At 61.7% G+C, this 14,044-nt stretch carries 12 protein-coding genes and 1 pseudogene; 6 read left to right on the forward strand and 7 right to left on the reverse strand.

Annotated elements, in window-relative coordinates:
• Positions 1-166: 166 nt before the first annotated feature.
• The 3 genes from PF66_RS00955 to PF66_RS00965 are packed head-to-tail and all read right to left on the reverse strand — an operon-like array spanning position 167 to position 3,082.
• Positions 167-1,732 (reverse strand): glycosyltransferase family 39 protein, encoded by a 1,566-nt coding sequence (locus tag PF66_RS00955; RefSeq protein WP_081005904.1) that lies wholly within the window; start codon positions 1,730-1,732, stop codon positions 167-169.
• The gene (locus tag PF66_RS00960; protein WP_054057438.1) at positions 1,725-2,696 is read right to left on the reverse strand and encodes a glycosyltransferase family 2 protein; all 972 of its coding nucleotides are present in this window, start codon (positions 2,694-2,696) and stop codon (positions 1,725-1,727) included. Before PF66_RS00960 ends, PF66_RS00955 begins: the two co-directional genes overlap by 8 nt.
• Positions 2,693-3,082 carry a GtrA family protein gene (locus PF66_RS00965; protein ID WP_054057437.1) on the reverse strand — a complete coding sequence of 130 codons (390 nt, stop codon included), beginning with the start codon at positions 3,080-3,082 and terminating at the stop codon, positions 2,693-2,695. Before PF66_RS00965 ends, PF66_RS00960 begins: the two co-directional genes overlap by 4 nt.
• 165 nt (positions 3,083-3,247) lie before the next feature.
• On the opposite strand from PF66_RS00965, the gene PF66_RS00970 reads away from it, so the two are divergent.
• From PF66_RS00970 to opgC, 3 genes and pseudogenes are all read left to right on the forward strand, one after another.
• On the forward strand, positions 3,248-4,090 hold the full coding sequence (locus PF66_RS00970; protein WP_054057436.1) for an alpha/beta fold hydrolase: 843 nt from the start codon (positions 3,248-3,250) through the stop codon (positions 4,088-4,090).
• 212 nt (positions 4,091-4,302) lie between these two features.
• On the forward strand, positions 4,303-5,197 hold an 895-nt coding region (locus PF66_RS00975), incomplete at its 3' end, for an OpgC domain-containing protein (RefSeq protein WP_241494272.1).
• A 2-nt stretch (positions 5,198-5,199) separates the two neighbouring features.
• Positions 5,200-5,441, forward strand: a pseudogene (gene opgC, locus PF66_RS33350) (OpgC domain-containing protein); the annotation flags it as partial.
• Positions 5,442-5,674: 233 nt separating this feature from the next.
• On the opposite strand, the gene PF66_RS00980 reads toward opgC, so the two are convergent.
• Positions 5,675-7,093, reverse strand: a complete 1,419-nt coding sequence (locus PF66_RS00980; RefSeq protein WP_054057434.1) for an amino acid permease — start codon at positions 7,091-7,093, stop codon at positions 5,675-5,677.
• 522 nt (positions 7,094-7,615) lie between these two features.
• Between PF66_RS00980 and PF66_RS00985 the strand changes: the two genes are divergently transcribed.
• Positions 7,616-10,714, forward strand: coding sequence for a transglycosylase domain-containing protein (locus tag PF66_RS00985; RefSeq protein WP_054061684.1), 3,099 nt, complete (start codon positions 7,616-7,618; stop codon positions 10,712-10,714).
• A gap of 26 nt (positions 10,715-10,740) precedes the next feature.
• Here the strand turns inward: PF66_RS00985 and PF66_RS00990 are convergent, their stop codons facing one another.
• Entirely contained in the window at positions 10,741-11,247 is a 507-nt protein-coding gene (locus tag PF66_RS00990; protein WP_054057493.1) for a C40 family peptidase, read from the reverse strand.
• A gap of 261 nt (positions 11,248-11,508) precedes the next feature.
• Between PF66_RS00990 and PF66_RS00995 the strand changes: the two genes are divergently transcribed.
• Both PF66_RS00995 and PF66_RS01000 read left to right on the forward strand, forming a co-directional pair.
• Positions 11,509-12,093, forward strand: a complete 585-nt coding sequence (locus tag PF66_RS00995) for a PadR family transcriptional regulator (protein ID WP_054057432.1) — start codon at positions 11,509-11,511, stop codon at positions 12,091-12,093.
• Positions 12,090-12,872: a siderophore-interacting protein gene (locus PF66_RS01000; RefSeq protein WP_054057431.1), complete on the forward strand. Its 783-nt coding sequence runs from the start codon at positions 12,090-12,092 to the stop codon at positions 12,870-12,872. Before PF66_RS00995 ends, PF66_RS01000 begins: the two co-directional genes overlap by 4 nt.
• A 45-nt stretch (positions 12,873-12,917) precedes the next feature.
• On the opposite strand, the gene PF66_RS01005 is transcribed toward PF66_RS01000, so the two are convergent.
• Together PF66_RS01005 and PF66_RS01010 are read right to left on the reverse strand one after the other, a co-directional pair.
• Complete coding sequence (locus tag PF66_RS01005) at positions 12,918-13,592, reverse strand: Pr6Pr family membrane protein (protein ID WP_054057430.1); 675 nt, start codon at positions 13,590-13,592, stop codon at positions 12,918-12,920.
• Between the two features lie 9 nt (positions 13,593-13,601).
• A complete protein-coding gene (locus PF66_RS01010) occupies positions 13,602-13,826 on the reverse strand; it encodes a VF530 family DNA-binding protein (protein ID WP_054057429.1) in 225 nt (74 codons plus the stop codon).
• Positions 13,827-14,044 lie beyond the last annotated feature (218 nt).

Genomic DNA, 14,044 nt, shown 5'->3' on the forward strand with positions numbered 1-14,044 from the left:
GATGCAAGACAAGTAGACCTTGCCTCATCGGGTTGTCAGTTTCGCGCCAGTGGACAGGTCTTGTACAAGCGTACCTGGGCACAGCTCGTCCTGACACAGTTGCTCCTGAGATTTTTAGGGTATCCAGTGAAAGCCCACGGCCCAAGCAAAAGATAGCCAGATACGTTCACTCACACTTGATGGAGTTATCCGCTTTCGCCTTCGCACAGATCTGATACAACTTCATAACATTGTCCCCCATCGATAGCTGTTGGACCTGATGCCAACGCCGAGGTATATCCGCTTCTTCATCCGATTCCTTATCGGAGTAGTCAAGCCACCATACTCGACCTGTCGACGTATCGACACGATCCAGAGACTCGACAAAAGTGTCATCGCCATACTTCATCATGGGCGCAAAAAAACCTGAGGGGTTTGCACGGTCGTATGTCGACGGCGAATAATACAACAAAAGTTTCCGATGCTTATCATTATAAAAATTGCCAGCATAAAAAAGATAGGCATCACCCACGATCAATGTATCGCCATCAATTGATTTTTCTCCAAAGTACGCCATCAATTCAACTAGCCTATTATCCGCCACCTCATAAGGATTGTTCATGGTATGCTGCTGTTTATAAAGATAACCCAAGCCCAAAACCTCTACCGCCGACAAAGCGCACACCGCCATGAAAAACGCCCATTGGTTACGCAGCTTATCCAACACCATCGCCATGACAATAGGCATCATCACCGCAGAAAAAAAAAGATACCGCTCTACAAATACCGGGATATAGAAAGAGAACAAGAACACGACCAACACCGTCAAAAATCCACAGATGACAATCAGTGTCTGTACTGAGTGTCGACTGCGGTCTTTGCACATTACGACACTTCCTCCAGCCAGATACAGGATCGGCACCAGCCAATAGACCAAAGTGTTGCCGCCGCGCCCATCGTTAACGGTCAAGAACCTCCATATCGCCGAAGGCAAACTATAACTGGAAACGGGCTGAATCCATCCCACGCCGAATGTACTCAACTGTGCCAGGCTGCTTGATAACCATGGCAAGTAAAGTACGGCGATCATCAGATTTGCCAGCCACCACCTCGGGCTCTCGATATGTCGATACGCTCCACGAGCCGGTAGCCGGATCAATAACAGATACAACCAGTGGGAAAGTGCGCAGAAAATCGAAAAATAGTGCGTGTACAATCCACTCAGCATCAATAAGGCGTAGATAACCAGATAGATATTTTTTTTCGGTTTGCCTACCCAGTACACCAGCGCGATGGTGGCCCCCGTCAGCTCGACCCCCATTAAGGCATACATGCGTATATCCTGGCTGGTTCGAACCGCTATGGGTAATAATGCCAGCAACCAGCCGGCCGTTATGGCCGCTCGCGGTGTCGAAACCATTCGCGCCAACCAGATGCCGAGCCCGACGTTGACGATTCCAAGCACGGCGCTGAAACCTCTCGTCCATATCAGCGCATTGCTGCCGATCAAAGCGACCCAGCCATGCAGAAGCATGTAAAAAAGCGGGGGATGCACATCCCGACCGCTTAACTTCCAGATATCGGTGAGCGGATAGGCAATCAGCTCCAGGCTAAAGCCTTCGTCTGACCATATGGAAGCGTTGGTCAACAAGTAAAATCGTACCAGTGTCGATACGCTGAGAATCGCGACCACGACCCAGCTCCAGGTGCGTGAGCGCATGGTCGTTACGACAGTTGACGTGAGGTCACTCATTGCATTGCCACTTGTAGTTCGACGACAGTTGCTTTTCCCGCCGAGTGGAAACAATGTCCTTCACCACATACCTGGGCCGATGTTTCGCCTCGATATAAATCCTGCCGATGTATTCACCCAGTATCCCCAGGCCGATGAGCTGTACGCCACTCAGGAACAGAATGGCGGTCATGAGGGAGGGATAACCCGGCACCGCATTGCCGAACAGCAGCTTGTCGGAAACCATGTAGAGCGCGTACAGCAGCGAACCCAACGAGATGAGACCACCGATATAGGTCCATAACCTCAACGGCAAGGTGCTGAAGGATGTGATGCCATCCAGCGCCAGGTTCCACAGCTTCCAGCCATTGAACTTGCTCTTGCCATGGGTGCGCGGAGCCCGGTCGTACTCGATGACCCGGGTAGTGAACCCGGCCCAGGACAGCACGCCCTTCATGAACAACTGGTACTCGGGCAACTTCTTGATCACGTCGATGACCTTGCGGTCCATCAGGCGAAAATCACCGACGTTTTCCTCTATGTGCGAATAGGCAATCCTGTTCATCACCCGATAGAAAAGGATGGACGACTGCCGTTTCAGGTAACTGTCCGTCGAACGACTGCGGCGCTTGGCCAGGACCACATCCGCGCCGTTCTGCCACTCGGCAATCATGCGTGGAATGACTTCGATCGGGTCCTGCAGGTCGACATCGATGGGAATCACCGCATCACCGCTGGCAAACTCGATGCCGGCAAACAGGGCGGGCTCCTTGCCGAAGTTGCGGGAAAAATTGATCAGCAGGGTGTCGTTGTCCCGCAACGCCAGGTACTGGGCCACACTTTCGGTGTTATCGGTACTGCCATCGTTGACGAAAACGATTTCGACCTCATACGGCTCGGCGAGCAGTTCCCGTCGCACCGCCTCGTAGAACACCGGGATGGCCTGCTCCTCGTTGTACACGGGCACCACCAGGGAAATCTTCATTTGGCCTTGTCCCGAAAGACCACCTGGCTTGAATAGCAGTAACCGAGCACCAGGCTCACCCCCGAAAACACCACCAGCGTCACCAGCCCCGGCATGGTCAGCCAGTCACCCAGCCAACCGGTGGTAAAACTGAGCACGGCCATGAAACCGACGAAGGCCAGGTAACGGGGCAATGAGGCCGCCTGCCTGAAGGTGTAGCGCGCGTTGGCATGGAAGGAAAACGTAGCGGCCACCGCGAACGCGCAGAGGTTGCTGGTGGCCTGGCTGAACGCCATGCCGCCGTGCAGCGCGAGGAAGACGCACCCGTGGATCAGGGTATTGAGCACCCCGATATAAACATAGGTCGAAAAATTCTTGGGCAGCGCACGCAAGGCTATGTCATCCATTCCGCAGCCGAACAAACCCCGTCCGATAACGACCGGGATGGGCGTCCACGTACTACGCGATACCAGCGTGGCGATTCCTCAAGACTAGGATTGCCCGGTGGGTCTGTCTACTGTCAGAAATAACAGGTACAGACGAGTTCTGGCTTTCACCAACAGGAGATCAACATGGGAAATCGCTTCATCGCCGCCGCTTGCCTGATGCTGTCGTTCAGCCTGGCCCACGCCGCCGAACGCTGGGAAACCCTGCCGCCCACCCCGGCCCCGGTCGCTGGCGTGCAAAGCGGCTATGCCAACGTCAACGGCATCAAGCTCTACTACACCCGCACCGGTCACGGCTCACCCGTGGTGCTGCTGCACGGCGGCCTCGCCAACTCCGACTACTGGGGCAACCAGGTCAAGGCCCTGGCGGCGAAACACACGGTGATCGCCCTCGACAGTCGCGGCCATGGCCGCAGCTCGCGCGACAGCCGCCCCTACGGCTACGACCTGATGGCCGACGACGTGGTCGCCGTGCTCGACCACCTGAAGATCGCCAAGGCCGACATCGTCGGCTGGAGCGACGGCGCGATCCTCGGCCTGGACCTGGCGATCCGTCACCCGAGCCGCGTCGGCAGGATCTTCGCCTTCGCCGCCAACAGCACCACCGCCGGGGTGAAGGAGAACGTCGAGAAGAACCCGACCTTCGCCGCCTACATCGAACGGGCCGGCAAGGAATACGTGAAGCTGTCGCCAACACCGAAGGAGTACGACGCCTTCGTCGAGCAGATCAGCCATATGTGGGCCAGCCAGCCGAACTGGAGCGATGCCGATCTGGCGAAGATCAAGACCCCGGTGCTGATCGTCGATGGCGACCGCGACGAGGCGATCAAGCGTGAGAACACCGAGTACATGGCGGCGACCATTCCCGGCGCCGGGCTGCTGATCCTGCCCAATGCCAGCCACTTCGCGTTCCTGCAGGACCCGGCCTTCTTCAACGCCGCCCTGCTGAATTTCCTCGACGGCCAGTAACCCCTGGATCGGCCGGCCTGGCGACCCCGGGCCGGGCCGTCCATCCGCCGTCGGCCAAGCCAGCCGCCCTGGCAAATAATTGTGACATTCAGTAATACCCCACCTTTGCAATTCGCGGCGATTCGCGCCACCCTGCGCGCCGCCGCCCAAGCAGTGCAATTTCCGACAGCCGCGGCAGTCATATTCAACATTCGCCCACAGAGCCCGCTGCCATGCTGAACGGACGCGACCCACGCATCGACTTCTTTCGGGGACTGGCGCTGATCTTCATTTTCTGGGATCACGTGCCCCACAACCCACTCGGCCAGATCACCCTGCGTAATATCGGTTTCAGCGATGCGGCGGAGGTCTTCGTGTTCCTCGCCGGTTACGCGGCGGTCCTCGCCTACGGCAAGATCCTGCAACGCGACGGCTACCTGATCGCCTGCGTGAGGATCCTGCGTCGCGCCTGGGTGCTCTACGTGGTGCACATCTTCCTGCTGGCGATGCTGATGGGCATCGTGTTCTTCGCCAACAGCCATGTGGAAACCCGCGACCTGATCCAGGAAATGGGCCTGCAGCATTTCGTCAGCCATCCCGAACAGGCGCTGACGGATGAGTTGCTGCTGCGCTTCAAACCGAACCTGATGGACCCGCTGCCCCTGTACATCGTGCTGTTGCTCGGCCTGCCGCTGGTGCTGCCGTTGCTGTTGCGCCAGCCCCTGGCGGTGGTCGCGGTGTCGCTGACGGTGTACCTGCTGGCGCCCGTACTGGGCTGGAACCTGGCGGCAATCGGCGATGGCGTCTGGTACTTCAACCCCGTCACCTGGCAGTTGCTGTTCATCCTCGGCGGTGCGACGGCCATCCACGGCCAGCGGCCACGCCTGCCGGACCGGCGCCCATTGCTGCGCCGGCCACTGTTCGTCGCGGCGGCGGGTTATTCACTGATTGCCGGGGTGATCACCCTCTCCTGGCGTTGGCCGCAGATTCATGACGCCATCATGCCGGCCGCACTGAGCAACTGGCTGTACCCGATCAGCAAGACCGACCTGTCGCCGGTACGTCTGCTGCATTTCCTGGCACTGGCCTATGTCACCGCCAAGCTGCTGCCCACCGGCAACTGGACCCNNGCACCGGCCCCCGCCACTGGCTGGCGCAACAGACGTGCCGCATGGGTCGCTACTCGCTGGAAGTGTTCTGCCTGGGCGTACTGCTGGCGCCGCTGGCGGACATGGTCAACGCCCTGGCCGACGATGCCGTCGCCATGCAGGTCTTCACCGCGCTGGTCGGTGCCGGCCTGCTGGCCCTGCTCGGTGCCTGGCTGGACTTCAACAAGCGCCTGGGCCAGCCGATGCGCGCCGTTCCTGCCTGATCCGGCTGCGCGCCGGGTTTGGCGGTGTGGCGGATGACGTCTTCGCGGGCAAGCCCTGCTCCTACAGTTTTACGGCGTTCGCAGACCTTGTATACGACGCTACCTTGTAGGAGCAGGGCTTGCCCGCGAAGACGTCCGTAACCAAAACGCAGAAACATCAGGTTCCCCAACATTTCGTAGCGCACAAAAAAGCCCCGGTCATGCGACCGGGGCCTTGTCTTTTCAACGGAGGTCTACGCCGCCGGGTTCGCAGCCGGCGAGGCATTGCCCGGCTGCAGCTTGAACACGTGGAACAATAGCGTCAGCAGCACCAGGAACGCCGGGCCGACATACAGCGCGACGCGCGTGTCGGGGAAGTACGCCATCAGCCCGACCACCAGCACCAGGAACGCCAGCGCCAGGTACGAGCTGACCGGGTACAGCCACATGCGGTACTGCAGGCCTGCGACCTGCGCACGGCTCAAGCCCTTGCGGAATTTCAGTTGCGCCAACAGGATCATCGCCCAGGTCCAGATCGCGCCGAAGGTGGCAATGGACGTCACCCAGACGAAGACCTTTTCCGGCACCAGGTAGTTGAGCAGCACGCCCAGCAGCAAGGCCGCGATCGACAGCAGCAGCGCACGACGCGGCACGCCATTGCTCGAGGTCCTGGCGAAGGTCGCCGGTGCCTGGCCGTTCTGCGCCAGGCTGTAGAGCATGCGCCCGGTGCTGAAGATGCCGCCGTTGCAGGACGACAGCGCGGCGGTGATCACCACGAAGTTGATGATGCCGGCGGCGGTCTTGATGCCCAGGCGTTCGAAGGTCATCACGAATGGGCTGCCCTGGGTGCCGATGGCGTTCCACGGGTAGATCGAGAGGATCACGAACAACGCGCCGACATAGAACAGCAGGATGCGCCAGAACACCGAGCCGATGGCGTCGGGAATGGTTTTCTGCGGGTTGCGCGCCTCACCGGCGGTCAGGCCGATCATTTCCACGCCCAGGTAGGCGAACATCACCATCTGCAGCGACATCAGCACGCCGCTGACACCATTGGGCATGAAGCCACCGTTGCTCCACAGGTTGGAAATGCCCAGGGCCACGCCATCGTTGCCGAAGCCGAAGGCGATCACGCCGACACCGCCGATCACCATGGCGATGATGGTGACGATCTTGATCAGGGCGAACCAGAATTCGAACTCGCCAAAGGCCTTCACCGCGATCAGGTTGATGGTGCCCATGCTCAACAGCGCCGCCAGGGCCCAGATCCAGCGTGGCACGTCGGGGAACCAGACCCCCATGTACACCGCCACCGCGGTGATCTCCGCGACGCAGGTCACCAGCCACAGGAACCAGTAGTTCCAGCCGGTGAGAAAGCCCGCCAGCGGGCCGAGATAGTCCTGAGCATAACGACTGAAGGAGCCGGCCACCGGGTTGTGCACGGCCATTTCACCGAGGGCGCGCATGATCACCAGGATCGCCAGGCCGCCGATGATGTAGGAGAGCATGATCGCCGGACCGGCCATTTCGATGGCCTTGGCCGAACCGAGGAACAGGCCGACGCCGATACAGGCGCCGAGCGCCATCAGCCGTATGTGCCGTTCACCGAGTTCGCGTTTGAGCGGGCCGCCTTGAGCGGTCTCGCCGTGGGGCAGGTGGGTGCCAACTGGCATGGGTACAACCTCATCTTGTTATTGGGTATGAACCACCGAACAAGGGAGCGGCAGGCGAGTGGGCCCGGGCTCCCGACAGCGGACCCGCTTCGTGAGCGGGCCCGTCCCGCAGGGAAAACCGACGGGATCAGCGGGCGATGCAGTATAGGAATCCAATGGCAGGGCTTTTCACTCTATAAATCAGAAAATTCAGCTGGAAATCTCGGCACAAGCGCTGAAAACAGAGGTGCATTCGCTGGCAGAAGCCGGCCCGGCCGGACGAAAAACCCGTGGGAGTATGGCACGCCGGGCAGATCGCGTCATGTCCCGGCCCTTTTCGACCTTGCGCCAATGGACAGCTCTATTCCAAGGCTTGCAGGGCCTCGACAAAAACCATGGCAGGCGTCGTCTTCCCGGCATGATTGTCACGAAAAGTCAGCGTATGCAGGAAATAACTGACTGCATTAACAAAATTTTCGCAGCCCTTTACCAGCGTCTAAGCTTCAGGCAAGTGCGATCAATCTGCGTATGGATGAATCGACTATGGGCGCTCTGTGGGATTCCGATTCGACCAGGACTGTGCCAGCAACCGACAGTCCGGATGAAGCGCCCGTACCGAAAAAACCCCACAAGCGGCGCCTCTGGTGGCGCCTGTTCTGGCTGGTGGTGCTGCTCGCGATGATCCTGCTCGGCGTCGCCGCCTCCAGGGAAATGCGCACCTCCAGGATCCAGGCCCGGGAAATCAGCCGCTTTGCCGGCAATCTCGACTACGCCATGGCCAACGGCCCCAGCGACTCGATGCTCTATCCCGGCGAGGGCCCCTTCGACAAACGCCTGGGCTACAGCGACCTGGGCACGTTTCTCGGCCGGCTGGCCAAACGCGGCTACCTGATCGAGGCACAGGCGCGCTTCTCCCCCGCCCTGCTCGACTACGGCAAGGCCGGCTTCTTCGTACCCTATGCGGAAAAGATCCAGGCCGGCCTGTCGATCACCGACTGCCGCGGCGCCGGGCTCTACCAGTACAACTACCCGCAGCAGTTGTACGGGAGTTTCGCGGCGATTCCGCCACTGGTGGTCAACAGCCTGCTGTTCATCGAGAACCGCGACCTGCTCGACCCCGGCCAGCCCCAGGCCAACCCCGCCGTCGACTGGCCGCGTTTCGGCAAGGCGGTGCTGTCGCAGATCGGCAAGGTTCTGCATATCGGCGGGCAAAGCGCCGGCGGCAGTACCCTGGCGACGCAACTGGAGAAGTATCGACACTCGCCCGATGGCCTGACCCTGTCCGGCGGCGAGAAGATCCGCCAGATGATTTCCGCCAGCGTGCGCGCCTACCAGGGCGGCCCGCAGACCCTGGAAGTGCGGCAGAACGTGGTCCGCGACTACCTCAACAGCGTGCCCTTGTCGGCCGTGCCGGGGCACGGCGAGGTGCATGGCCTGGCCGAGGGCCTGCGGGTCTGGTACGGCGCCGACTTCAACGACGTCAACGCCCGGTTGAGCAGTACCGCCAGCGACCCGCAGAGCCTGGCCAGACGCGGTCTGGCGCTGCGCGAAGTGCTCTCGCTGATGATCGCCCAGCGTCGCCCCTCGCACTACCTGGCCCGGGGCCGCGATGAGCTGGCCGAGCTGACCGACAGCCACCTGCGCCTGCTGGCCCAGAACGGCGTCATCGACGCACCGCTGGCCGCCGCGGCCCTGGCGAGCAAGGTCAGCTACCGCGACTGGGTGCAGGAACCGACGATACAGCCGATCGAATCGAACAAGGGTATCAGCGTCGCCCGCAGCCGCCTGGCGGCGATGCTCGACCGCCCGCTCTACGACCTTGACCGCCTCGACCTGTCGGCCACCAGCACCCTGCAGGCGCAGTTGCAGGGCCAGGTCAGCGATTACCTCCGCAAGCTGGCGAATCCGCAGTTCGCCCAGTCCATCGGCCTGCTCGGCGATCGGCTGCTCACCGCCACCAGTACCCAGCAGGTGCGCTACAGCTTCACCCTGTTCGAACTGACGCCGGACAGCTATCGGGTGCGGGTGCAGACCGACAGCACCGACCAGCCCTTCGACATCAACGAAGGCAGCAAGCTGGAACTGGGCTCCACCGCCAAGCTGCGGGTGCTGACCACCTACCTGCAGATCATTGCCGAGCTGCATGATCGCTATGGCGATCAATCGCCGGCGCAACTGAAAAAGGTCGAAGTCGACGACCAGGACCGGATCACCCGCTGGGCCCTGGACTACCTGGCCCAGAACAGCGACCGCAACCTGCCCGCCATGCTCGATGCGGCGCTGAACCGACAGTACTCGGCAAGCCCCGGCGAAAGCTTCTTCACCGGCGGCGGCCTGCATCGCTTCCACAACTTCCGCAACGAGGACAACGGCCGCAACCCGACCCTGCTCGAAGCCCTGCGCGAGTCGATCAACCTGCCGTTCATCCGCCTCATGCGCGACCTGGTGCGCTACAGCACCTACCAGGGCCCGAACAACAGCGCCGAACTGCTCAAGGACGATGACAACCCGCGCCGCCAGGAATACCTGGCCCGCTTCGCCGACCGCGAAGGCACGGCGTTCATGCTGCGATTCTGGAAAAAGTATCGGAACAAGGACTCCCAGGAACGCCTGGAAACCTTTCTCGACAGCATGCACCCGACGCCGATCCGCCTGGCGGCGGTGCACCGCTACCTGCTGCCGGAGGCGCCGCAGAAAACCTTCGATACCTTCGTGCGGGCCCACCTGAAGACCGAGAAGGTCAGCGACGAACGCCTCGCCAAGCTCTACAAGAGCTACGGCCCCGGCGCCTACGACCTGCCGGACCAGGGCTATATCGCCAAGGTCCACCCGCTCGATCTGTGGCTGCTCGGTTACCTGCTGAAGAACCCGCAGGCCAGGTTCAGCCAGGCGGTGGCCGCCAGTGAGTTCGAACGCCAGGAAGTCTATGGCTGGCTGTTCAAGAGCAGGCACAAGAGTGCCCGCGACAGTCGTATCCGGGTCATGGTCGAGATCGAGGCGTTCCTCGATATCCATCGGCGCTGGCAGCAGGTGGGTTATCCGTTCGACCACCTGGTGCCGTCACTGGCCACGGCCATCGGCAGTTCCGGCGACCGGCCGGCGGCGCTGGCCGAACTGATCGGCATCATCCTCAACGACGGCGTACGCCTGCCCACCTTGCGCATCGACAGCCTGCACTTCGCCGCCCATACGCCGTATGAAACCCGAGTGACCAACGACCCGGGCAAGGGCAAGCGAGTCATGCCCTCCGAGGTCGCTACGGCGTTGCGCGAAGCCTTGTCGCAGGTGGTGGACGCAGGGACAGCGCGGCGGGTGTCGGGCAGCTTCAAACTGCCCGACGGCACGCCGCTGGCCATGGGAGGCAAGACCGGCACCGGGGACAACCGGATAGAAAGCATCGGCGCGGGTGGGCGGGTGCTGAGTTCGAAGTCGATCAACCGCACCGCGACGTTCGTCTTCTACATCGGTGCCCACCACTTCGGCACCTTGACCGCCTTCGTGCCCGGACGCTCGGCGGAGAACTTCAAGTTCACCTCGGCGTTGCCGGTGCAGGTGCTCAAGGGGATGGCGCCGATTCTGACCGACTACCTGCAGCCGGACAGCAGCACCCTGTGCAAGCCGCAGGCTGTGGCGCACCTGTAGGGTGGGGAATTTACGTCAGCCCCCCATCAGGGGCTGCTGTGAAAGCGCTTGGCCAGGGTATAACTCTTCTTCCAGTAGGCATTGTTCAGCGAGTCGATGCGCACGCTCTTGCCGCTGCGCGGGGAGTGAATGAATTTGCCCTCGCCCACATACAGCCCGACATGGCTCACATTGCCCTGGCCATTGCGGTTGAAGAACACCGCATCACCCGGCTTCAGGCTGCCACGCTGGATAGTCCTGGCGCTGGAACGGCGCATGCCCACCGTGGTCCGCGGCAGCTTGATGTCGGCCTCGTTCTGGAACAGATAGACCAGCAGCCCGCTGCAATCGAAGCCCTTCACCGACATGCCGCCCCAACGGTAGGGCGTGCCGATCAACTGATGGGCACGATCGATGACATTGTCGATGGAAGATTGCGCCTTCACCTCGGCAACCCTGGCCGGGGCGTTCTGTGTCGACTTGAGGTTCGCATGGGCTGACCAGGAGCCCAGCAGGACCCCCAGCGACAGCACCCCTGACACTAACCTGGACATGATAAACACCGCCTTTTCGAAACCTGGCGGCATGGTACGGAGCGGTCCCAGGCTTGCTCAGAGTGCTTTTCGCAGTTTCACGTAGGAAGCATCCCAGGCAAACCAGCGAAAACACCACATCCCTCCGCGCCGCGAAACCTCCAGTGCCTGTCTCTCCGTTCCCAACGTCCCTCTCGCCCATCAGCACGTTCGTCGGTTTTTCTTGCCTTAGGAATAAGATATATCTTACGGTATATCTTAAGAACAGAGGAGAAAGAGAAAATGAGAGAGCATCACCACCCTCCCCACCACCGCGAATTCGGCGATGGCCACGACGGCTTCGAACGCCGCCCCGGCCGTGAACGCGGCGGCCGCGGCCCGCGGGTGTTCGCCCCGGGCGACCTGAAACTGCTGTTGCTGGCCCTGGTCGCCGAACAGCCCTGCCATGGCTACGACCTGATCCGCCAGATCGAAGGCATGTTCGACGGTGCCTACAGCCCGAGCCCGGGGGTCATCTACCCGACCCTGACCTTCCTTGAGGAAAGCGATCTGATCAGCGGCGACGCCGAGGCTGGGAAAAAGCGCTACAGCGTGACCGACAACGGTCGCCAGTTCCTGCGCGAACAGGCTGTGGCCCTGGACGGCGTGCGCACCCGCATCGATGTCAGCAAGCGCTCCCTGCGCGGTCACGACCGGCCGCCGGAAATCCACGAGGCGGTGCATAACCTGCGCCACGCACTGCAACTGCATCACGGACGCTGGAGCCCGGAGGAAATCCTGCGGGTCCGCGACCTGCTGAACAACACCGCCAAGGCCATCGTCGATGGTCCCGTGTCCGCCCAGTCCCATTCGGAGCAAGCGCAATGAACGAAGTCAATCGCCAAGGCATTCATCGGGTCATGCACGAGATCAGGCGCCGCCGCCTGCAAGTGCTGCGGGTGCGGGACCTGACGCCGCGCATGCGCCGCATCACCCTCGGCGGCCCGGAACTGGCGGGTTTCATCAGCCTGGGCACGGACGACCACGTCAAACTGTTCTTCCCGCAGACCGCCGCCGAACAGGCTGCGCTGGAAACCCTGGTGATTGGCGCCAAGGACAACGGCCCGCTGCCGGCCATGCGTGACTACACGCCGCGTCGCTATGACCTAGAGCGGGGTGAACTGGATATCGACTTCGTCCTGCATGGCGACGGCCCCGCCTCGACCTGGGCGGAACAGGCCACACCCGGCCAGTTCCTGCATATCGGCGGGCCACGGGGTTCGCTGGTGGTCCCGGATATCTTCGACAGCTACCTGTTGATCGGCGACGAAACCGCCCTGCCGGCCATCGCCCGGCGCCTGGAGGGCCTGGCGGCCAACCGCCGCGCGCTGGTGGTGGTCGAGGTGGAGAACGCGGCTGAACAGCAGCCCCTGCACAGCCAGGCACAGGTCGAAGTGATCTGGGTGCGACGCGACGCGCCAGGACAGGGTCTGCTGCAAACCGTCGAGCAACTGACCCCGCCAAGCGGCAGCCTCTACGCCTGGGTCGCCACCGAGGCCGGGCTGTCGCGCAAGGTGCGCCGGGTATTGCTCGACATCCACGGGCTGGATGAGGCGTTCGTCAAGGCCGCTGGCTACTGGCGCCTGGACGGTAGCGCCGAAGAGTAATCTCCGGCCTCGGCAGTGGGTGGGCCGCCCCACTCACTGCAAGCCTCAAGTCCGCCGCCTGCCACCCCAACGATCCATGCCGATCAGCAGCAGCGAGACCAGCACGAAGCCCAACAGTATCTGCCCGGCGTTGACGAACACCTGGGGATAACCCAGCCGGTCAACATCGACGAAGGGATACGGATACGCGCCGATCAGGTGCCCGCGCAGCAGCACATAAGCGAAATACACCAGCGGATAGGCCAGCCACGACAACACCTGCGGGAAGCGCAAGCGGCCCTTGGGCACACACACCCACCAATAGACCACGAACAGCGCCGGCATCACGTCGTGCAGCAGTTCATCCGCCAGCCACTGAAAGCCCTGGGGATGCCACAACGAGCGCAGCAACAGGCTGTAGGCCAGCCCCACCACGACGATATTGGCGACGATCGCCGTGCGCACCGACGGTTTGAGGAAAAAGCGCCGGCCCCACGAATCGCGGGACGTCACTTCACAGGTCAGCACCACCGCCACCAGGGTGTTGGTCAGCACGGTGAAGAAACTGAAGAAGGTGATCAACCCGCCGAGCAGGCTCGCCCCGGCCTGCCAGCGCGAGATCAGGATCAGGTACATCTGGATGCCCAGGCCGCTCCAGCCCAGCACCGCCGCGGCCAGCAGCACGGCGCGCGAGCGGATGCGGCGCAGCGGCGGCTGGCCGGACACGCGCTTCGACTCCACGGCAGGACCTCAGCGTCGGGTGCGCATCAACTTCACGTACAGCCGCTCGACCTTCTCCCGCGCCCACGGCGTCCTGCGCAGAAAAGTCAGGCTCGACTTGATGCTCGGGTCGCTCTTGAAGCAACGGATATCGATGCGCTCGGCCAGGCCCTGCCACTCGTAATGGGCCACCAGGGCATTGAGGATCTGCTCCAGGGTCACCCCATGCAGCGGATTGTTGGATGTTTCGGTCATGCCGAACCTTCGATGAGGAAATGGAACAAGGCGCGCACCTTAGCCGAGCCCTTCGCCAGGGGGAAGAGCCACCGATAGCAGATGGCGCAATGGCCCTTACTTGAGTCTAGCCGCGTCGAGATACGTTGCAGGGGCAGTGTTTTAAAATCGAAAAACTGTGTTACGTTATAACAAATCATAACCATTCGTCGGACACCCCCTCCGTCATCCGCCTGCTC

The sequence above is a fragment of the Pseudomonas asplenii genome, from assembly GCF_001293465.1.
In the GTDB taxonomy this organism is placed as follows: Bacteria; Pseudomonadota; Gammaproteobacteria; order Pseudomonadales; family Pseudomonadaceae; genus Aquipseudomonas; species Aquipseudomonas fuscovaginae_B.

Coding starts and splice junctions, on each gene's coding strand:
- PF66_RS00955 (WP_081005904.1), bottom strand. CDS start 1,732: ATGAGTGACCTCACGTCAACTGTCGTAACGACCATGCGCTCACGCACC.
- PF66_RS00960 (WP_054057438.1), bottom strand. CDS start 2,696: ATGAAGATTTCCCTGGTGGTGCCCGTGTACAACGAGGAGCAGGCCATC.
- PF66_RS00965 (WP_054057437.1), bottom strand. CDS start 3,082: ATGGATGACATAGCCTTGCGTGCGCTGCCCAAGAATTTTTCGACCTAT.
- PF66_RS00970 (WP_054057436.1), top strand. CDS start 3,248: ATGGGAAATCGCTTCATCGCCGCCGCTTGCCTGATGCTGTCGTTCAGC.
- PF66_RS00980 (WP_054057434.1), bottom strand. CDS start 7,093: ATGCCAGTTGGCACCCACCTGCCCCACGGCGAGACCGCTCAAGGCGGC.
- PF66_RS00985 (WP_054061684.1), top strand. CDS start 7,616: ATGGGCGCTCTGTGGGATTCCGATTCGACCAGGACTGTGCCAGCAACC.
- PF66_RS00990 (WP_054057493.1), bottom strand. CDS start 11,247: ATGTCCAGGTTAGTGTCAGGGGTGCTGTCGCTGGGGGTCCTGCTGGGC.
- PF66_RS00995 (WP_054057432.1), top strand. CDS start 11,509: ATGAGAGAGCATCACCACCCTCCCCACCACCGCGAATTCGGCGATGGC.
- PF66_RS01000 (WP_054057431.1), top strand. CDS start 12,090: ATGAACGAAGTCAATCGCCAAGGCATTCATCGGGTCATGCACGAGATC.
- PF66_RS01010 (WP_054057429.1), bottom strand. CDS start 13,826: ATGACCGAAACATCCAACAATCCGCTGCATGGGGTGACCCTGGAGCAG.